At 31.3% G+C, this 20,475-nt stretch carries 17 protein-coding genes; 4 read left to right on the top strand and 13 right to left on the bottom strand.

The features are described 5' to 3' along the window. Positions 1-104: 104 nt before the first annotated feature. The 9 genes from rpoN to KPL55_RS14955 all read right to left on the bottom strand — a co-directional run bounded on the left by rpoN (position 105) and on the right by KPL55_RS14955 (position 10,550). Positions 105-1,475 (bottom strand): RNA polymerase factor sigma-54, encoded by a 1,371-nt coding sequence (gene rpoN / locus KPL55_RS14995; protein WP_216307564.1) that lies wholly within the window; start codon positions 1,473-1,475, stop codon positions 105-107. A 467-nt stretch (positions 1,476-1,942) separates the two neighbouring features. Then, positions 1,943-2,875, bottom strand: a complete 933-nt coding sequence (locus KPL55_RS14990) for an ABC transporter permease (RefSeq protein ID WP_216307547.1) — start codon at positions 2,873-2,875, stop codon at positions 1,943-1,945. Next, entirely contained in the window at positions 2,868-3,974 is a 1,107-nt protein-coding gene (locus tag KPL55_RS14985) for an ABC transporter permease (RefSeq protein ID WP_216307546.1), read from the bottom strand. Before KPL55_RS14985 ends, KPL55_RS14990 begins: the two co-directional genes overlap by 8 nt. Then, entirely contained in the window at positions 3,967-5,508 is a 1,542-nt protein-coding gene (locus KPL55_RS14980) for an ABC transporter ATP-binding protein (RefSeq protein WP_216307545.1), read from the bottom strand. The genes KPL55_RS14985 and KPL55_RS14980 overlap by 8 nt, the downstream gene beginning before the upstream one ends. A gap of 229 nt (positions 5,509-5,737) precedes the next feature. Next, a complete protein-coding gene (locus tag KPL55_RS14975; RefSeq protein WP_216307544.1) occupies positions 5,738-6,847 on the bottom strand; it encodes a BMP family lipoprotein in 1,110 nt (369 codons plus the stop codon). A 171-nt stretch (positions 6,848-7,018) separates the two neighbouring features. Further along, positions 7,019-7,492: a glycine/sarcosine/betaine reductase complex selenoprotein A gene (gene grdA / locus KPL55_RS14970; protein ID WP_312887310.1), complete on the bottom strand. Its 474-nt coding sequence runs from the start codon at positions 7,490-7,492 to the stop codon at positions 7,019-7,021. A 48-nt stretch (positions 7,493-7,540) separates the two neighbouring features. Further along, positions 7,541-8,467, bottom strand: a complete 927-nt coding sequence (gene trxB / locus KPL55_RS14965; RefSeq protein WP_216307542.1) for a thioredoxin-disulfide reductase — start codon at positions 8,465-8,467, stop codon at positions 7,541-7,543. Between the two features lie 45 nt (positions 8,468-8,512). Next, positions 8,513-8,980 carry a tRNA (cytidine(34)-2'-O)-methyltransferase gene (locus tag KPL55_RS14960; RefSeq protein ID WP_216307541.1) on the bottom strand — a complete coding sequence of 156 codons (468 nt, stop codon included), beginning with the start codon at positions 8,978-8,980 and terminating at the stop codon, positions 8,513-8,515. 13 nt (positions 8,981-8,993) lie between these two features. After that, complete coding sequence (locus KPL55_RS14955) at positions 8,994-10,550, bottom strand: MutS-related protein (protein WP_216307540.1); 1,557 nt, start codon at positions 10,548-10,550, stop codon at positions 8,994-8,996. Between the two features lie 272 nt (positions 10,551-10,822). Here KPL55_RS14955 and KPL55_RS14950 point away from each other — a divergent pair, with 272 nt between their 5' ends. Together KPL55_RS14950 and KPL55_RS14945 are read left to right on the top strand one after the other, a co-directional pair. After that, complete coding sequence (locus tag KPL55_RS14950; RefSeq protein WP_216307539.1) at positions 10,823-11,089, top strand: type II toxin-antitoxin system Phd/YefM family antitoxin; 267 nt, start codon at positions 10,823-10,825, stop codon at positions 11,087-11,089. Next, the gene (locus KPL55_RS14945) at positions 11,082-11,354 is read left to right on the top strand and encodes a type II toxin-antitoxin system RelE/ParE family toxin (RefSeq protein ID WP_216307538.1); all 273 of its coding nucleotides are present in this window, start codon (positions 11,082-11,084) and stop codon (positions 11,352-11,354) included. Before KPL55_RS14950 ends, KPL55_RS14945 begins: the two co-directional genes overlap by 8 nt. Positions 11,355-11,922: 568 nt before the next feature. On the opposite strand, the gene KPL55_RS14940 is transcribed toward KPL55_RS14945, so the two are convergent. After that, on the bottom strand, positions 11,923-12,750 hold the full coding sequence (locus KPL55_RS14940; protein WP_216307537.1) for a Cof-type HAD-IIB family hydrolase: 828 nt from the start codon (positions 12,748-12,750) through the stop codon (positions 11,923-11,925). 163 nt (positions 12,751-12,913) lie between these two features. Further along, entirely contained in the window at positions 12,914-14,260 is a 1,347-nt protein-coding gene (locus KPL55_RS14935; protein ID WP_216307536.1) for a VanW family protein, read from the bottom strand. Between the two features lie 185 nt (positions 14,261-14,445). On the opposite strand from KPL55_RS14935, the gene KPL55_RS14930 reads away from it, so the two are divergent. Continuing rightward, a complete protein-coding gene (locus tag KPL55_RS14930; RefSeq protein ID WP_216307535.1) occupies positions 14,446-15,486 on the top strand; it encodes a M42 family metallopeptidase in 1,041 nt (346 codons plus the stop codon). A gap of 335 nt (positions 15,487-15,821) precedes the next feature. Here KPL55_RS14930 and sleB read toward each other — a convergent pair whose 3' ends face one another. Together sleB and KPL55_RS14920 are read right to left on the bottom strand one after the other, a co-directional pair. After that, the gene (gene sleB, locus KPL55_RS14925; RefSeq protein WP_312887309.1) at positions 15,822-16,532 is read right to left on the bottom strand and encodes a spore cortex-lytic enzyme; all 711 of its coding nucleotides are present in this window, start codon (positions 16,530-16,532) and stop codon (positions 15,822-15,824) included. 151 nt (positions 16,533-16,683) lie between these two features. Continuing rightward, entirely contained in the window at positions 16,684-17,946 is a 1,263-nt protein-coding gene (locus KPL55_RS14920) for a magnesium transporter (protein ID WP_216307534.1), read from the bottom strand. 475 nt (positions 17,947-18,421) lie between these two features. Between KPL55_RS14920 and KPL55_RS14915 the strand changes: the two genes are divergently transcribed. Continuing rightward, complete coding sequence (locus KPL55_RS14915; RefSeq protein ID WP_246599526.1) at positions 18,422-20,443, top strand: YgiQ family radical SAM protein; 2,022 nt, start codon at positions 18,422-18,424, stop codon at positions 20,441-20,443. Positions 20,444-20,475: the final 32 nt, after the last annotated feature.

Genomic DNA, 20,475 nt, shown 5'->3' with positions numbered 1-20,475 from the left:
TTTGCTCCCACATACATTATAGATGAAATACTAACCTTTTACAAATTAGTATTCCTAAAAATAATGTTAACATTCTGTAAACGAATCGATTAATATGAATAATTTTAAAATCTTTTCCGTTTACTAGAGCTTTTAATTTCTAATTCTTCTCTATATTTTGCTACAGTTCTTCTTGAAATATTCATGCCCTCAATATTTAATCGGTTACAAATGATTTGGTCTGATAGAGGTTTCTTTGGGTCTTCTTCCTCCACTATTGTCTTAATCGTTTTCTTAATATTAATTGTAGATATATCCTCGCCACTTGCGGCAGACGTTATTCCATTTGTAAAGAAGTCTTTTATTTTAATGATTTTTCCATTATTTATACTAACATATTTTTCTCTAATCGCACGACTTATAGTAGATTCATGCATTTCTAAATTATTAGCAATAATTTTAAGCGTCATTGGCTTTAAATATTCCGCCCCTTTTTCAAAATAATCTTTTTGAACCGATAAAATTTCTTCTAAAACCCTATAAACAGTATTCTTCCTTTGTTCAATACTTTTAAGAAGAAACATCGCACTATTAAGTTTCTCTTTCACATATTCAACAGCTTCTACGTCTTTTTCATTTATAATAATTTCTTTATATAAACTATTTATGTTAAGTTTCGGAAGAACATCTTCGTTCATAGAAATAAAGTATTGATCATCAATTTTATTAATATAAGCATCCGGAACAATATACTTAACACTCTCTCCTGTATAAAATCCTCTTGATGGCTTAGGTTCTAAATTCTTTATTATATCTGCATATGTTTGAACGTCACTAATTTTAACTTTTAATTCTTTTGCTATATCATTATACTTATTCTCTGCTAAAAGCTCTAGATAATTATTTATGACATTATAAATATTTTCATCATCTATACTTAAATTGCGTAGTTGAATTGTTAAACATTCTCTTAAATCCCTAGCACCTATACCTTCAGGATCTAATGATTGGAAAACTTTAAGTGCAGTTTCCGCCTTTTCATTTGATATTCCAAGTTCTTTACATATATCCGATAAATTAGCAGATAAATAACCTTTGTTATCTAAATTTTCAGCCAAATATTTGCATATATTTATAATATCATATCGCTGGTTGAGTTCCCCTATTTGTTCCTTAAGATAATCCTTAAGAGATTTTTCCTCTGCAATATAATAAAATGGAGAAACCTCATCATTTTCTGATTTCACAGCATAATTTTTTGTTTTATAATTATCTTTATCAAGGTACTTAATTATTTCCTTATATTCATTTACATCATTGGTATTACTTTTACTCGGCTGTACATCTCTTTCCTCAAGCACCGGATTTTCTTGCATTTCTTTATTCACATATTGTCCTAACTCATATGCCGACATTTGAAGAAGTTTAACAGACATCTGCATTTCTTGTGTCATTATTAATTTTTGTTCTTGGACCAAATTTAATCCAAAATTAATATTCATTTTATCCATCACCTCATATAAGTCGCATTATAAATATTATAACATAGCACTGATATATTATGCATTAGGATAAAATAAAAAAAGATGCGACCTACCTATGAACTCCCACTGTAGCACACAAATAAGAGTTTGAAACGTGAAATTCCATTAAGAGATTCTAATCTTTTGCAAATATAAAATCTTAAATGGAATTTCAATGTTTCTGCTCTTCTTATTTGGTGCCACTCCCGGAGAATTTCATACTTTATCATATTTACGTTTAGATGTATGGGTATGGTTTGCGTATAAGGAAATATAATCTCAAACCCCCCCACACAAGAAAAATTTTTCAGCCTACAATCTACAGATATAATGAGCATTTCAAGTACAATAAAAAACAGCATAAAAACTGTTATAAATTATAAATATTACTTTATAACGTATAACAGTTAATTTATGCTGAGATTATTATTCTTGATATGTTACCTAGATCCCTTATCGTATGGCTTGCCACTAGCAAGTGGTCCTGTTGTTTTCCCAACAAAACCTGCAAGTGCAACCATTGTAAGTACATAAGGAATAACGGTATATACTTCTGAAGGTAGATTTAGACTAAGTCCTTGCGCAAAAATATCAAATGCACTACCAAATGCAAATAATAAACTAGCACCAAATGCTCCAAAAGGCTTCCAATTTCCGAATATAACAGCAGCTAACGCAATAAATCCACGTCCAGATACCATACCTTCTCTATAAAGCGGAGTTATACCAAGCGACAATGCCGCTCCACCAAGGCCAGCAAGCATTCCTGATAAAATAACACATAAGTATCTTATTTTATAAACATTTATTCCTAATGTATCCGCAGCCTTTGGATGTTCTCCTACAGCCCTAATTCGAAGTCCTAAAGGTGTTTTATATAATACGTAATGAGATACTATTACTAAAGCAATGGCTAATATAACAAACCAGTTTAGTTGTGATATTAATTTACCTACCAAAGGTAAGTTTTTAATAAAGTCTGGTATGTTATATGATAGTCCTTCAACTATGTCAGTTTGACCACCTTTACCATCAAATAACTTAAATATCAAGAAACTAGATAGAGCCGTCGCAAAAAGATTTATAGCTGTCCCTGAAATTACCTGATCCGCACGCAAATGTATACTTAAAACAGCATGTATTAGCCCCAAGACGCCTCCCGCTAGCATGCCATAGAGAATCCCTACAACAGGACTTCCCGTCGCATAACTCCCATAGACCGCAAAGAATGCTCCTATAGCCATCATACCTTCAAGACCAATATTTACAACACCTGATTTTTCAGAAAATATACCACCTAGTGCAGCAAAAATTAGAGGCGTAGCTATTCTTAAAGTTTGCCCAAGCAAATTAATTAAAATAATGCTACTCATTTGCAATCGCCTCCTTATTTCTCTTTTCAGAGAAGTACTTAACAATGTAGTCTGTTGCTACAAATATAATAATTATAGCCTGAATTAAATAAACTATCTCTTTTGGTATTCCATTGAGCTGAAGAGTCCTAGCACTACTATTTAATGTTCCAAATAATAAGGCCGATGCTACACATCCAATAGGATTGCTTTTAGCAAGTAATGCAACTGCAATACCATCAAATCCATAGGATGGTAGTGCCATAAGGTCTTTTACATTATGAAGTACACCTGCAACATGCGTTGCCCCTCCTACTCCTGCTATAGCTCCAGAAAGCACCATAGCAAGTACAATATTTTTCGATACATTGATTCCACCATACTCTGCAGCGTGTGGATTTATGCCTACTGCTCTTATTTCATATCCAATAGTAGTTTTCCATAATAACCAGAATATAAATATAGCTACCGCTATTGCAAGAAATATACTAATATTAGCTCCACTACCAGCAACAAACCTATGAAGCTCTGCACTCTTTTGTATTTCTGGAGTACTTGATTTACCTGCAACTCCAAAACCAGTTCTTAATATAAGAAAATTTGCCAAAGCCATAGATATATAATTCATCATAATAGTGTTAATAACTTCATGGGTACCTACTTTAGCTTTTAAATAACCAGGTATAGCCCCCCATATGCCACCAGCGATAAATCCAGCAAGAATCATTAATATTATATGTATTACAGGATTTAGTCCTGGAATTAGCCCTACGGCAGCTCCTGCTAACATTCCAAGTATAAATTGACCAGCAACGCCTATATTAAACAGTCCACATTTAAATGCTACAGCATTAGCAACTCCTGTAAATATTAATGGGGTAACTTCTGAGATAGTAACAAATGTTACACGCTCGTTACCAAACCCACCTTTATATATAAGTCCAAACAAATCACCTAAAGCAGAAAAATACTGTAATATAGAATATCCTTTTGCCCACATTACAAAAAACACTGCAACAAATATAGAAATAATTATAGAAAGCAAAGGGAATGCAAGTGTTTTAAGTATGTTTTTGACTGAAACAATAAATTTATTATTTTTATCAACTTCTTTATTCATTAACTTTACCTCCTTCCCTAGCCTGGCCAAGAGTCCCACCAGCCATAAGTATTCCAAGTTTTTGCTCGGTAGCATCTTCTCTGGATAATATATCCACTATTTTCCCATCATACATTACAGCTATTCTATCTGATAACGATAATATTTCATCAAGTTCTAATGATACTAATAAAACAGCCTTGCCCTTATCTCGTTCCTCAACTAACCTTTTATGAATATATTCAATTGCGCCAACATCAAGACCTCTTGTAGGTTGCGCCGCTATTAGTAACTCTGGGTCTTTTGAAATCTCTCTAGCCGCTATAAGCTTTTGTTGATTTCCACCTGATAATGCCTCAGCGCTTACATCTTCGTTTGGAGTTCTAACATCAAACTCACGAATAAGATCATTACAGTGTTTTCTAATTGATTTATAATTCATAACTATGCCTTTACTAAATGGTTTATTTCTATGAATTCCAAGAACTGAATTTTCAACTAGAGAATAATCTAAAATAAGACCCCTTTTTTGTCTATCTTCTGGAATATGTCCAACCCCTGCCGACATAATGTCTCTTGGGGACTTGCCATATATATTTTTACCATTTATTATAATGTTTCCACTTTTAGGTTTACGAAGTCCAGTTAGAACCTCTAAAAATTGAGATTGCCCATTTCCATCAATACCAGCTATACCCAGAATTTCTCCACCATATACTGTTAAGTTTAAATTTTGTACTGCAGGTAATCCCCTTTGATCCTTAGCACAAAGATTTTCAATTTTTAATATTTCGCCTCGAATCTCAGCTGGTTTCTTTTCAACAGTTAGATTAACTTTTCTACCTACCATAAGTTCTGCTAATTCGTCTATACTTGTTTCTTTTGTTTTTATGCAGCCAGTTATCTTTCCTCGCCTTATTATAGTAACTCTATCACTCATACTCATAACTTCTTTTAATTTATGAGTAATAAGTATTACAGATTTTCCTTCATCTTCAAGATTTCTAATTATAATTCCAAGTTCTTTAATTTCCTTAGGCGTTAATACTGCTGTAGGCTCATCTAATATTAAAATTTCAGCTCCCCTATATAATGCCTTTAGTATCTCTACCCTTTGTTGTTGTCCAACTGAAATATCTTCTATAACTGCAGTAGGGTCTATCGCAAACCCATATTTTTCTGAAATCTCTTTAATGTCATTTATTGCTTTCTTCATATCAATTTTAAAACCTTTTCTGGGTTCAATACCTAATATTATATTTTGAGTAACAGTGAAATTATGTATTAGCATAAAATGTTGATGAACCATTCCTATGCCTAGTTTTATAGCATCATTAGGAGAAGATATATTAACTAGGTTACCGCTTACATAAATCTCGCCTTTTTCTTGTTTATAAAGTCCATAAAGAATATTCATAAGAGTTGTTTTTCCAGCGCCGTTTTCACCAAGCAGAACATGTGTCTCACCTTTTAACAATTCAAAATCTACATTATCATTAGCAACTGTACCTGGAAAAATTTTAGTTATTCCTTTCATTTCAATTACCTTTTCCATTTACTTTCCCCCTTAAAAAGATTTAATCATAACTTGAGTGTTATGCTTGTCGTGGTAAAATTACCACTTATAGATGTAGATGATTTTCTTTTTAAAAATTATAAATTATCATTATTCTTAAAAGGAGCTAGATGTACTACATCTAGCTCCTATTGTATACTGAAATTGATAAAATAGTAAATGATAAGTTCATAAAAATTTATTATTTCTATGAACTTATTTGTATGAACTATTTTAATTTAAAATCCATTGCTTCTTTTCTTGTTGCTGGAACAACTATTTCTCCAGCTATAACTTTATCTTGGTAAGTTTTAACTTCATCTAATACAGCTTTAGGTACATTTTTACTAGACGTGCCAGCTATTCCTACGCCTTCCTCTTTTAATCCAAGCGAAACAACTGCTCCACCCTTAAATTTATTTTCAGCTTGTGCTTTAGATTCATTATAAGTTGCTGTGTCAACTCTTTTGATCATACTTGAGAGAATTACATCAGCATATTTTTCAACTGTTACAGCTTGATCCATATCAACTCCTATAGCCCAAACTGCCTTTCCGCTATCCTTTAGTTCTTTAGCTGCTTTAAATAACCCAATACCAACGCCTCCTGCTGAATGATAAACTATGTCACAACCACCTTGGTATAAGGATTTAGCTAATTCATAACCTTTTGCTGTATCTGCGAAACTATCCGCATATTTTACAGTTGTTCCAGCACTTTTTCCATTTGAACTTATTAAACCTTTTGCAGCTTCTGGATTAACTGATTTAACACCAGCTGCAAATCCAGCTTCAAATTTGTTTATTAGTTCTCCATCTTTTCCACCAATAAATCCAATTTTATTAGTTTTAGTCATTTTTCCAGCAATTACTCCCATTAAAAAAGAACCTTCTTGTTCTTTAAATACAATTGAAGTTACGTTTGGAAGATCAACAACTGAATCTACAATTGCAAAATGTTTATCAGTATGGTTTTTAGCAACCTCTGTTATTGCATCAAACATTTGATATCCAATTGCAAATGTTAAATTTGAACCTTGTTCAACTAATGTTTCTAGATTAGCATTATAATCTTCTTTCTTTGCAGATTCAATTGGCATATATTTAAATCCAAGTTCAGCCTTAGCCTTATTAACACCTTCATTTGCCGATTGATTAAATGACTTATCGTTTAATCCACCTTCATCAGTAGTTAACCCTATAATAGTTTCATTTTTCACCGCTGTTTCTGTTTTTGCTGTTTCCGGTTTTACTTCTTCCTTAGTAGATTTACATCCCACGAATAGTGTTGCAACTAATGCCACTGATGTAAGTGCTGCAATTAACTTTCTTTTATTCATAATGATTTTGCCCCCTTAAATAATTAAATAATTTATTTTGTTTCGTTTTGTTAATTATATTTCAAGTATATATTCTATAAGTGTTTAAAAAAACCTCTTTATTATACATTTTTATTATTTCATATTTTTAATTATCTTATACTAATATATTAAATACTAACGTCTATTATATTAGTTATTGATATATTTAGAAAACTTATCTCTAATCGGTTTTACTTTTAAGATTATTTCATCTATATCTAGAACCATTTCCATAATACCGCATTGCTCTTCATAAACTGAATTTTCAAAAGCACCTTTTACTTCTGGTTCTAATACATGATATACAACAAGACCTAAAGCAATCCCCGATAAAGGAGCCATAGAGGTTTGGTCTCCTGTGGTCACTATTTCTGCGCAAAGTTCTGACGCTTCTGCCTGCGCTACTCCAATAACTATTACTATATTCTTAGCACCATACTTTTCAACATAATCCATAATTATTTGTTGCTGATCAAATTCTATCCCACCTAAAATGCTGCAAGCAAAACATGTTGTAGAGGCAAACAATACCTCCGCACCAGCAGATTTTACGCATTCCTCTATAGCAGGGCCTGGCACTCCATCTTTATCACCTATGATAATAGCTTTTTTACCATCTAGTATATTCTTTGTACCAATCACTTTCATCTTCCTCTCATGTTTCAATCTACTCTAGCTGAATTTATTTTCAATGTAATGCTCAGCAGCAGTTGCTGCTATTGCACCATCAGCAGCTGCAGTGATTACTTGTCTTAACAATTTTTCTCTTATGTCTCCTGCTACGAATACACCTGGTATGTTAGTTTTCATTTCCTCATCAGTAATAATGTCTCCACGACTTGTCATAGTTATTTTCCCTTTATATAATTCTGAAACTGGAAGGTATCCTACAAATACAAAACACCCATCTGTTTTTAAATCACTAACTTTTCCGGTTTTAATATTTTTAAGTACTAACCCTTCTAAGCCATTTTCACCCTTTGCTTCCTCAACTACCGTATCCCAAATAAACTTTATCTTAGGATTATTAAAAGCTTTTTCTTGAAGTGACTTAGCAGCTCTTAGCTCATCTCTTCTGTGAATTACAGTGACGGTTTCACCGAATTTAGTTAAATATATTGCTTCAGATATAGCTGAGTCTCCGCCTCCGAGTACTGCAATATCTAACCCCTCATAAAAGTCTGCATCACAGGTTGCACAATATGAAATTCCTTTTCCTCTTAATTCAACTTCGTTTTTAAATCCACCAAGTCTAGGGTATGCGCCCGTTGTAATTATAATGGTTTTAGCTTTGTAAGTTTCCCTCATACACTTAACAACCTTAATGTCACCTTCAAGTTCAACTTCTACAACTTCTTCGCTAACAAATAAAGCTCCAAACTCCGCTGCTTGCTCCTTCATTCTTACACTTAATGTTGCTCCTGTACAATTTTCAATGGATCCTGGGTAATTATCTATTTCATTAGTTGTTGCCACCTGTCCACCAAATGCTGCTCTCTCAATAATCAAAGTATCCATTTTTGATCTTGCTGCATAAAGTCCTGCTGATAATCCCGCAGGACCACCACCAATAATTATAGTATCGTAAATATGCTCCATATTTTACATCTCCTTATTTCTTACATTTCGATTTTTTTTGTTTTTCTATTTCATATCTTTAAAACCTATTTGCCTAAGTGCTTCATATGTCACAACAGCTACTGTATTTGAAAGATTAAGTGACCTTGTCGAACTATTTATCATAGGTACTTTTATGCATCTCTCGGGGTCACTACCGCGAACGCTATCTGGAAGTCCTGAAGACTCTCTCCCAAACACTATAAAATCTCCTTCCTTATACTCTACTTCACTGTAGAATTTTGAACTTTTAGTTGTAGAAAAATAAAATGTTGAATCTTTATATTTTTCTCTAAGTGCTTCGTATGATTCATGTATTTCTAACTCTAAATATGGCCAGTAATCGAGACCTGCCCTTTTTAGTTGTTTTTCCTCTAAGCTAAAACCTAAAGGTTTAACAAGATGAAGTTTACAATCAGTAAGCACGCAAGTTCTTCCTATATTTCCAGTGTTCTGTGGTATTTCAGGTTGAAATAAAACTATATTTAAATTCATTAATTAATCCTCCTTAGTTTTCTATTCTCTCCGCTCTTTTATATGCTCCTTGTGTTATTACTTTTGGATAATTCATATATTCTAAAAGCCTAATTGCATTTCTAGTTTGAGATATTCCTTTTTTTATCTTATAATCAAAACTTAACCCTTTTTTTGTATCAACTTTTTCACTAAAATAATAAAATCCGTAATTTTCTTTTAAAATATCAACCAATTCTCTATCATGAGTTGCTACAATAGAAATACTTTTTCCATTATTTATATATGTTAATATCTCTGCAGACATAGAAATTTTTTCTATTGGATTTGTACCTCTAAATATCTCATCTATTGGGCAAAATACAGGTACATCCTTTTCTAGAGCTTTAATTATTCTAAGAATTGATTCTACCTCTGCCATGTAGAAACTCTTTCCCTTTGTTAAATCATCATTTGGACTAATCGATGTAACTATATTAAAAAACGGTGCCTCATAATCTTTAGCCAAAACGAAATAAAAGGTTTGAGCCAAAATTATATTTACCCCAAGCATTCTTAAAAAAGTAGATTTTCCGGCCATATTTGTGCCGGTAAGTACTATACCTCCATTTTGTATGTTAATTGAGTTGGCAACAGCATCTTCTATAAGAGGATGTATACCTTCCTTTATATTTAAAGTAATTTTCTTTATAAACTTTGGTTCTACATATGACTGCTTTAAATTATGCTGATAACCTGCAATTGAAATTAATGCTTCCAATTCCCCAACTATGTAGAAAAGATCCATCAAAACTTTTTTTTCTTCTTTTATTTTGGCAGATATAGAATAATAAGCACTTTCTTCAAGAAGAAAAATTACAGAGATAAATTCAAAAAATCCTCCCCACATATTTATAACTCCTATCAATCTTGTACTTCTTTCTATGCCCTTTACACTTTTAAGCATAGATGTTATTTTCTCCTTATAATAAATAATACCATCATTATTTATGTTTGCAATTTTTTTAGCGGCAACAATATTTTTTCTCAAATAAAATATACCATTAGACTTAATCTCTTTTACTTCTGTTGAGTTTATAAGCATATTAATGGAACTTATTCCAAGTAAGGCAATCATATAACCTTTATTCACAAATATCGCAAGAAAAATTATAATTAATGGGATTATTTTACCAAGAAGTGTATAAACATAATATTTAGCTTTATTTACTATAACATCTTGGTCAAGCATATCTAAAAGACAATTTTTATAATCTCGATTTAATTTAAAATAAATGCTCTGAAGACTATCTCTTAATTTATTATCGTCTTTAAGTAACTTAATCAATATTCCTCGTTTTTTTAACTTCTCATCTTTAAGTAATGGATTTCTAAGCATTGAATATAGCGCAGCCTCTCCAGGAGTGCTATAAGCTCTATCCAATTTGTTATATACCTTATTCATATCCAAATCGTCCCATGTCTGATCATCTAAGGTATAGTCATTTTTTTCACTCATATCAAAATATTTCCTACTCTTTTCAAAATCGCTTTTTTTGTCTGTTTCATAGTTATAATCATTCCTAATTGAATTTAAAATCATTCCGCTCATAGTAAAATGCTCCCCTCTGTTTATTACATTATACTCAAACATAATAAACTTTTCCAATCTTTAATTATGTATTTGTATTTTAAATTATAAATTATAAATGAATTTTAGAATTACTTGGCGAAGTGAACGCATTTCTAGCAATATAAACTTTCGTTATAGCATAATCTAAGAAAAACCTCGTAACTGCAAGGCACACATGAAATTTTTCTATTGTACCATTTATCATAATTATGATATAATTTAATCATAATTATTATAGTGAGGTGTTAATAATGCCAAAAATTCTTCCAATTTCTGATTTAAGAAATAACTTTAATAAAATTTCTGAAACTTGTCATAAAGAAGCTGAACCTATTTATATTACAAAGAACGGTAAAGGTGACCTCGTAGTCATGAGTTTAGCTTATTTTGAACAACTTCAAGCAAAACTTGACTTATACGAAAAATTAGCTGTTGCTGAAGCAGAAAAGCTTAATTGTGCTCCTACAGTTTCACATGATGAATTCATGAAAACCTTAAGGAATAAATACAATGCCTAAATTATTTAAAATAGTATACTACCCTACAGCTATTGATGATGTTAACAATATTTTAAATTATATTTCGATTGATAATCCACCTGCAGCAATTAAATTAATTAATAAGATAGATGTTGCTATTAGTTCTCTAGCACAATTTCCGTACAAAGGCCCTACTCCAAAAGATTTTAATCTAAAATTAAAAAATTATCGTCTGCTTATTGTAGATTCATACATTGTATTTTACATTGTAAATGATCTTCTCTCCGTTATAGAAATAATGTGAGTTTTGTCAAGCAAACAAAGCTATTTATCAATTCTTTAGCTCCAAGGCATATGCTAACCCATTTAACTAAGTATAACAATGTAAGATTTATAAAACCCGCAGCCTACGGCTAAAACCTTTTAGATTAAGGCTTTTAAGCTTTTTTTACCTCTCTTATTTAAATGTATCTCAGTGTAATACATAACATAAAGTATGATATTTCTCCGGAGTGACTTGCAACAACAAACGAAGAAACTATTAAATTTCATTTAGTAATTCTTTTTTTGCAAATATAAACTTTTAGTAATACTATATGCGTCACAACAATTAAGAGTAACAATTTTAATAACTATATGTTTTTCTTAGATTATGCTAACAAAAGTTTATATTGCGCAGAATGCGTTGAGCGAGCCATAGTAATTCTTAATTCATTTTATTAACAGATGCGTAAAGAAAATGCATGTTTGAGCGTCAGCGAGTTTGCATTTTTAGCAACTGTTAATAAAATAAATTTTAGAATTACTTGGTGAAGTGAACGCACTTCTAGCAATATAAACTTTCGTTATAGCATAATCCAAGAAAAACTTCGCTACATTTCTAGTACAAATTTCTCAATAGCCTTTGCTACTCCATCACAATTATTGTTGTCAGTAATATACCCTGCCGCCTCTTTTACATTCTCATCTGCATTTCCCATAGCAATCCCAAGCCCAGCATATTTTATCATAGATAAATCATTTTCACTATCTCCAATACAAATAACCTGTTTACTATCTATTCCATAATAATTGGCTAAAACTTGAACCGCATTTCCTTTTGACACTCCCTTACCTGTTACTTCAAAATTATCAAAATGAGAACTTACCACTTCAAATTCATTCATATCTCTTATTGATATTTTTGCCTCTCGAATTTTTTCTAAATTAGAATGTATACCGATGGCTTTAAAAATTTCAGCCTCATATTTCTTAAATATAAGATCCCAATCTTCAACAAGCACAACCTTAATTTGCTTATCTTTTGGTAATGTTTTATTAGTTGCCTCGTAAAAACGCGAAGAATATTCCACATTTTCTGTAAAAATCCTTTCATTGGTATAATAATGTGGATATATATCATATTTTCTAAACACAGATAAAAGTTTCTTACATCTTTCAATACCTATTGATGATGTGTAAATTACTTCATCTCTATCCTTCTCTCTAATATAAGCGCCATTTGCTGCTATTACAGGTGACTTAACACCCAATAAATCTGAGAAAGCCTCTGCTGAAGTAAAAATCCTACCTGTACATACTGAAATCCGTACACCTCTATCATAAGCAAGCCTTATAGCTTTAATATTCCTCTCACTAATAGTTTTTTTATCATTAAGCAATGTACCATCCATATCTATACATATTAATTTGTAATCCATATTTTTATCCTCCCGACTATTTTTTATTACATTTACTATAAACATATAGTATATGTAAAATGTTGTAATTTCCATTAATTATATTATTAACTTAAGTTAAGTTTACTATAACAAACTACTCTTTACAAAAAAAACATAACGTTAATCCGTTATGTTTTTTGCACTATTTCTTTGTACCAACTTTTGTGATACCATTTATAACATGAAATGTATCATTGCTTATAACTTCTGTCTTAACTAACTTACCATTTTCATAAGTTTGTCTTGATATTTTAACTTTGAAACCTGCATATCCAGTTTTAACAATCTCTTTTTGACCCTCATACATAGTAGGATCTTGAATTATTTGCGTTGTTGGCTGGGTAACTCCATTTACTTCATTTAAAATTCTATATGTTTTTTTAGTTAATTCAGAATTAGAATAGACATTAAAATTAAGATTTCCATTTAATGAGGAACCTTCAATATATATTGGATACTTAAACGTATTTTTGAACTTATAATCAAGATTGCCATAATCAACTGTAGCATCTTGACCTTTAGGAATATAACCCGAAGAAATTGTATGATGAATTCTTTCTACAGAAACAATTCCAGTTGAAAGTATAGCATTATATAATGTAGATGAAGTTTGACATATTCCCCCACCCAATCCTTGTTCTAATTTATCTCCAATAATTACTCCTGCGGTTTGATATCCTCTTGCTACTGTTCGCTCTCCAACAACACCATTAAAGCTAAACACATCACCGGGCATAAGTAATGTTCCATTTATACTTTTAGTCGATAAATCTATATTTGTAATTCTTCCTTCTTTTGAACTTGAAAAATTTGTATTATAATTCGATATTTTCGTGTTTATTGTTTTTAATGCCTTTGCAGTTACTTTAGGCTTCAAATCTTTTACTTGTGCTTTAATACTTATAACATCCTCAGATAGAATTCCATTTATTTTGCTTTTAATTTCTTTTTTTAACTTATCTGACTCTAACTGTTTTCCAATAGTATCATTTGTAACAATAAATTCACCATTTTCAACCTTTGTTATAGTTGCATTTACAGATTCTTTATTTGTGTCTTTAGCCATTTCCGCAAGTATTGTATCAATAATCTTATCATTATACTCAAAGGTTAGCTTTATATTCTTGTTAACCGGTTTTCTTATAGCTTTATATTTTTGAAACATATTCATATCACTACCATAGCTCATTGCCTGATTTACTGCTTCGTCTATATTATATTTTGCATCTAACATAGCATAATCCACTGTATACTTTTTTTCATCAGTTACAATAGTAATTTTTTTCTTAATTACCTTACTTGAGTACTTGTCCTTCATTATAGTTTGAGCTTGCTGCCTAGTTTTACCTGTTAAATCTTCATTTTCTATTTTGACTTTGGGTAAAATCAAAGAATCCCATTGTTTTACTTTAATATAAGAGTAATTTGCAAATGAAACAACACAAGCTAACATTAAAACCCCTAATATTATTATCGCTTTTTTCTTCATATGTAATAATCTCCTTTTCTACTTATGGTAGTATAAAAGTATACTACAAAAAAACGGATAATCCTATATACTATCTATAAACTATCTTTTGCTTACTTATATGCTTAAACAAAATATATTAGTTCTTATTTTGTATACTTTATGGTAAAATTTACAGTATAAATTCCATTTTAAGGAGTGATCATATGATCTACAATGAAGAAAAAATTAAGTCTTATTTAAAAAATATTTTATCAATACCAAGTCCATCGGGTTATACCTCAAAAATTATGGACTACATAATAGATGAACTTCAAATTCTAAACGCACCCTATATCATTACTAATAAAGGTGCAGTTATAGTTACTTTAAAAGGTAAAAATAATGATTATCAAAGAACACTTTCAGCTCATGTTGATACACTTGGTGCGATGGTTAAGAATATTAATACTAGTGGCTCTTTAGCAATAGATCCTATAGGTGGGTTTATGATGAACTCAATAGAAGGTGAAAACTGCCAAATAGAAACTATTAACGGCGAAACTTTCACAGGAACTATTCAAACTACAAAACCTTCAGTACATATTAATGGTAGTGATGCTCGGGAGCTTAAAAGAGTTCCTGAAAATATGGAAGTAATTCTTGATGAAAAAATTTCTTCAAAACTAGAAGTTGAGGAATTAGGTATTAGTGTTGGTGATTTTATTTGCTTTGATGCTAGAACAATTTTTACGCAAAAAGGATTTATAAAATCTAGGCATTTAGATGATAAAGCTTCAGTTGCAATTCTGCTTTATGTCATCAAATATACACTGGAAAGTAAAATTGAACTTCCATATACAACCAATATATATATCAGTAATTATGAGGAAGTTGGACATGGTGCATCGTCCGCAATCCCTTTGAAAACTAAAGAATTTATATCTGTAGATATGGGTTGCCCTGGTCCTTTGCAAAATTCATCTGAATATAGTGTTTGCATATGTGCTAAAGATTCATCGGGACCTTATGATTTAGGACTTCGCAGAAAGTTAACAGAGGTATGCAAAAATGAAAATATAGATTATAAAATAGACGTATATCCTCACTATGGCTCTGATGCCTCCGCTGCTCTAAGAGCTGGATGGGATATAAAAACAGCTTTGATTGGTGCAGGAATTTTCGCTTCCCATGGATATGAAAGAACTCATATGGATTCAATATTAGCTACACTTGATTTAATAATAAAATACAATATGTTAGAATAAAACAAAAAAAATATATATTACGCGTATTGCATTGCAATACGATTAATGCAGTCGCTTCGCTAAGAACTACTAATTTTATTTTCAATTAATCTGCTAAAAACATAAACTCGCTGTCGCTCAACCATATGTTTTCTTTACGCATCTTAATTAAAAATAAAATAAGAAGTTCTAAAGCTCGCTTCAATGCATTATACGTAATAAATATTTTTTTTTTGCGCGTAGAAACATTGACTCTAAACTATAAAAAAAGTTATCCAGATTGTTTTCCGCAAGCTGTTTCCTATATAATAAAAAGTAGAGTATAAATTATCTACTCTACTTTTTGTTTGATTTAATTAACTACAAAATCTATGTTTTCCAATTACTTTTATAAGTGTTCTTGACCAAATCCACTTATTAGTACTAGTCGCAGGATTAAAATAGAATACTGCTCCACCAGATGGATCCCATCCATTTAACGCGTCCCTTGCCGCTCTTGTAGAGCTCTCAGCCATTTCTGCATTAATTTGTCCATCTACTATAGCTGTGAATGCCCCTGGTTGATATATTACTCCTGCTATTGTAGACGGGAATCTTGCATCTCTTGTTCTGTTTAAAATTGTTGCTCCAACAGCTACCTGACCTTCATAAGGTTCTCCTCTTGCCTCGCCATTTATAAGCCTTGCTACTAAAGCTACATCCTTACTATTTGTTAGATTTTTGCCAGAAGCAGCCCCACCAGAAGTCGGTGCGCTACTTGGAAGTCCAATGGCTGCAAGTGTTGTTTTACCCGCTATCCCATCTGCTTTTAACCCATTACTTTTTTGAAATGCTTTAACAGAAAGATATGTATTATAACCATATATTCCATCAACACCAAACTTATAATATCCCCATTTTTTTAACTTAGTTTGAATTTGCTTAACTTGTTCACCTCTTGACCCGTGTTTATAAACCTGTGCTATAACTTTTCTACTCGAAATATTAAAATAAACTTCACCTGCAAAGTATGCAATTAAAACTATCATAACCACAGCGCTGCATCTTTTGAGTAAATGTTTTCTAATCTTCAAATGTATTCCTCCTTATATAAAAATATAAATGCTTCTCAACATTATTAGTTTGTGCATAATTCCAAAAAAAATACACTATGCTACTATAATCTAATTTAGTAACACAGTGTATTCTTATATAATTCTTATATAAGTTATATAATTCTTATATAATTTTTTTAAGTTTTCTTTTCCATCTAGGAGATAATAATTCCTCAATTATATCATTCATAATTACTATTCCACATAATTTTTCTTCCTCGTCAACTACTGGGAGCGATATCAAATCATATTTAAGTGCCAGTTCAACAGCTTCCTCAATATCTTGGGAATCTTTAATTTTAACTACTTCCTCATCCATAATGTCTTTTAACTTTTGCACTGGAGACGATAACACTAAATTTCGCAGGGAAATTGTTCCTTGCAGTTTTTCATCTTCATCCACAATATAAATATAATGTATTACTTCATCTTCAGGTTGAAGTTCCCTTAAAATCTCTATAGTTTCACTAGCTGTAATATTAAATTTAAATGATATAAAATCCTTATTCATTATACTACCAACAACTTCCTCTTCATAATTCATAAGGTTTCTAATTTCTGCTTCATCATCTTTCTTAAAATTCATAAGGATTTTTTCTGCGTCATCTTCCTTCATTTCATCTAAAATATCAGCGATTTCATCATTAGGCATTTCATCTAAAATTTCTTGCGCGCGTATATTATTTATACTGCTTAAAATATCAGCTTGAATTTCCGGTTGCAACGCCTCTAGAGTATGAGCCGCCAAATCTTTTTCCAGACTTTCAAATATTTTGTTTCGAGCGGATGTATCTAGCCCCTCCAAAATATCTGCAAGGTCTGCTGGATGAAGTTTAGTTAATTTACCATAAGGCTCTGTTAATTTTAAGCTATGATCTACCATCTCGAGAGACTGAACACTTTCCCATGTAATACTATTTTCTCGTGGCTTTCTCCCAACTATCTCATAAAAAGCTCTAATTAATCCATCTAGTTTGTATTTTCTAGCCGCTGCAATAATACCCGATTCTACGGCTACAACCCTTATTTCTCCACCGACTTTATTCATAGTTAAATCATTAACTTTAACCACTTTCTTACCGTTAACATCAACTATTTGTTTGTTCAATAAATGTTTAGATAAAAGATAAGAAAATTTTCTTGGAATTATATCTCTAACTCCTCTTACTCTTATGGTTATTTTTTTATCTTCTTTACATATTTCAATTTTTTTAAATTCGTAATTAAAAATTTCGCTCTGCTTTTTAATTTTATACCCTATAACCCTTGGATATCCCTGATCGGTAGTAACATAAATGTCATATAGCCTACCAATATTATCCTCAAATTCATCATATACATTTTGATTTAGTATTTTGCTTAGAAAAAACTCTGAAATTTTTTCCATAGATATCCCTCCTCCTATGCAGAGAAATATCAAAATATATCTTAATCCACTATTTTATAATGGTTACTTATCTATATCAATTTCTATTATTAGAAACTCTCTGCATATTATTAAATTTTGAATTAATTTTGACCTTCTAATTCGAGGGCCATTTTCCATTTACTTTCACCACCTATGTTTTTTCCTTCTATAATAATCTATTGTATATACTATATTTTAATCCAATACAAAAAACTCATTCTATATAATTATATTATATAAACTTCAGATTGCAACCAAAAAAGAGAAATTCAATTAGAATTCTACATTTTACGATTAAGATATAATAAATATGGAGTATTATAGTTCATATTTATCACTAGATATGTTAATATTATTAAATACGGTTAACATGAGACGAAGAACTTTAGTTCAACTTGTGAACATCAGGTTCAACTAGTCAACCTAAGTTCAACCAGTCTCTTAGGAGGATTATATGATAGTAAACAAACAATTTTTACCCATTAGCATGGATGATTTAAAAGAAAGAAATATATCTCAATTAGATTTTATAATAATTACAGGGGATGCATATATCGATCATCCATCCTTTGGAACTGCTATAATTGGTAGAACCTTAGAACGAGAAGGATTCAGCGTTGGTATTATAGCCCAACCTAATTGGGAAAACGTAGATGATTTTAGAAAACTTGGAAAACCTAAATATGCATTTATAATAAATTCAGGCAATATAGATTCTATGGTTAATCACTATACTGCAGCAAAGAAAAAAAGACATATAGACCTTTATTCACCTGGTGGAGAATCAGGTCATAGACCCGATAGAGCTGTAATTGTTTATTGTAATAGAGCAAGGGAAGCATTTAAAAATGTCCCAATTGTAATTGGAGGTATAGAAGCAAGTCTTAGACGTTTTGCCCATTATGATTATTGGGCAGATAAGGTAAGAAGAAGTTTGTTAATTGATGCCAAAGCAGATTTACTAATTTATGGTATGGGCGAACGAACAATAGTTGAAATGGCTAATCTTTTTAGATATGGTATGAACATAGAAAAAATGACTAGTCTACTTGGAACAGTGTATGCAACAAAAGACATTAGTCAGCTTAAGGATTTTGTAGAAGTACCATCATTTGAAGAAGTTTCCACTGATAAAAAAGCTTATGGTCTCAGTTATAAATTGCAGTCTTTAGAGCAAGATGATATAAGAGGGAAGACAGTAGTTCAAAAACATAACGATCGATATGTAGTACAAAACGCCCCTCAAATTGCTCTAACTCAAAAGGAAATGGACATAACTTATGGTCTGCCATACACTAGAACCTACCATCCTATATATGAAGCTAAAGGTGGAATTCCAGCAATAATTGAAGTTGAATTTTCTATAACTAGCCATAGAGGTTGTTTTGGTAGTTGCTCGTTTTGCGCCCTAACATTTCATCAGGGCAGAGTTATTCAAAACAGGAGTCAGCAATCTATTATAGATGAAGCAACCACTTTAACTACTTTAAAGAATTTCAAAGGATATATTCATGATATTGGTGGACCCACTGCAAACTTTAGACATAGAGCCTGCAAGATTCAAGAAAAAGTAGGTGTATGCCGTGATAAACAATGTATGTTCCCGGCTCCCTGCAAAAATCTTATTATTGACCATACTGAGTATCTAGATTTATTAAGAAAAGTTAGAGTTATTCCAAACATTAAAAAAGTTTTCATTCGTTCTGGAATAAGATATGACTATTTAATATATGATAAAAACCCTAAGTTTTTTGACGAACTATGTGAACATCATATTAGTGGACAATTAAAAGTAGCACCTGAACACATAAGTGACAAGGTACTAGACCAAATGGGTAAATCAAAACAAGAAGTTTTCGACCGTTTTGTTAAAAAATATTCTGAAACGAATAAAAAACTAGATAAAAACCAATTTTTAGTTCCATACTTTATGTCAAGCCATCCTGGTTGTGACCTCGCGGAATCAATCAAATTATCAGAATATATAAAAGAAATGGGATACACTCCAGAGCAGGTTCAAGATTTTTACCCAACACCTGGAAGTTTATCCACTACAATATTTTATACAGGGGTTAATCCTTTCACTGGTGAGAAGGTTTATGTTCCCACTGAGCAAAAAGAGAAAAATATGCAAAGGGCTCTGATGCAATTTAAAAATCCAGACAACTATAACATTGTAAAAGAAGCGCTAATAAAAGCTCATAGAGAGGATTTAATTGGATTTGATAAAAAGGCCTTAATACCATCAAGACCTATTAAATCTAATACTAATTCTAAATTTCCAAGTAAAAGAAGATCTAAATCAACCTTTTCAAAATCAGAGGCAGATACATCTGTGAATCCTACTCAAAAAAGCTCTGCGAAAACTACTTTAAAGGTCGACATAAAACAATCTACAAAGACAATTTTGAAGACGTCTCCTAAAAAATCATCGAAACCATCTCCAAACCATAGTCCTAGGACAAGGAGAGATTAAAAAAGCATACACAACTATGAATTACTTATAGT

This window comes from Clostridium lacusfryxellense, from assembly GCF_018861735.1.
GTDB lineage: Bacteria > Bacillota > Clostridia > Clostridiales > Clostridiaceae > Clostridium_AD > Clostridium_AD lacusfryxellense.
Note: the sequence above shows the minus strand (reverse complement) of the source record. Positions and strands in the feature narration are given on the sequence as shown.

Excerpts from the sequence above, each read along its gene's own strand:
- trxB (WP_216307542.1), bottom strand. The coding sequence starts at position 8,467 with ATGGAGCATATTTACGATACTATAATTATTGGTGGTGGTCCTGCGGGA.
- KPL55_RS14920 (WP_216307534.1), bottom strand. The coding sequence starts at position 17,946 with ATGGAAAAAATTTCAGAGTTTTTTCTAAGCAAAATACTAAATCAAAAT.
- KPL55_RS14955 (WP_216307540.1), bottom strand. The coding sequence starts at position 10,550 with ATGAGCGGAATGATTTTAAATTCAATTAGGAATGATTATAACTATGAA.
- KPL55_RS14930 (WP_216307535.1), top strand. The coding sequence starts at position 14,446 with ATGATCTACAATGAAGAAAAAATTAAGTCTTATTTAAAAAATATTTTA.
- KPL55_RS14975 (WP_216307544.1), bottom strand. The coding sequence starts at position 6,847 with ATGAATAAAAGAAAGTTAATTGCAGCACTTACATCAGTGGCATTAGTT.
- KPL55_RS14935 (WP_216307536.1), bottom strand. The coding sequence starts at position 14,260 with ATGAAGAAAAAAGCGATAATAATATTAGGGGTTTTAATGTTAGCTTGT.
- KPL55_RS14980 (WP_216307545.1), bottom strand. The coding sequence starts at position 5,508 with ATGGAAAAGGTAATTGAAATGAAAGGAATAACTAAAATTTTTCCAGGT.
- KPL55_RS14960 (WP_216307541.1), bottom strand. The coding sequence starts at position 8,980 with ATGAATTTAAATATAGTTTTATTTCAACCTGAAATACCACAGAACACT.
- KPL55_RS14945 (WP_216307538.1), top strand. The coding sequence starts at position 11,082 with ATGCCTAAATTATTTAAAATAGTATACTACCCTACAGCTATTGATGAT.
- KPL55_RS14915 (WP_246599526.1), top strand. The coding sequence starts at position 18,422 with ATGATAGTAAACAAACAATTTTTACCCATTAGCATGGATGATTTAAAA.
- KPL55_RS14990 (WP_216307547.1), bottom strand. The coding sequence starts at position 2,875 with ATGAGTAGCATTATTTTAATTAATTTGCTTGGGCAAACTTTAAGAATA.
- KPL55_RS14985 (WP_216307546.1), bottom strand. The coding sequence starts at position 3,974 with ATGAATAAAGAAGTTGATAAAAATAATAAATTTATTGTTTCAGTCAAA.
- KPL55_RS14950 (WP_216307539.1), top strand. The coding sequence starts at position 10,823 with ATGCCAAAAATTCTTCCAATTTCTGATTTAAGAAATAACTTTAATAAA.
- KPL55_RS14940 (WP_216307537.1), bottom strand. The coding sequence starts at position 12,750 with ATGGATTACAAATTAATATGTATAGATATGGATGGTACATTGCTTAAT.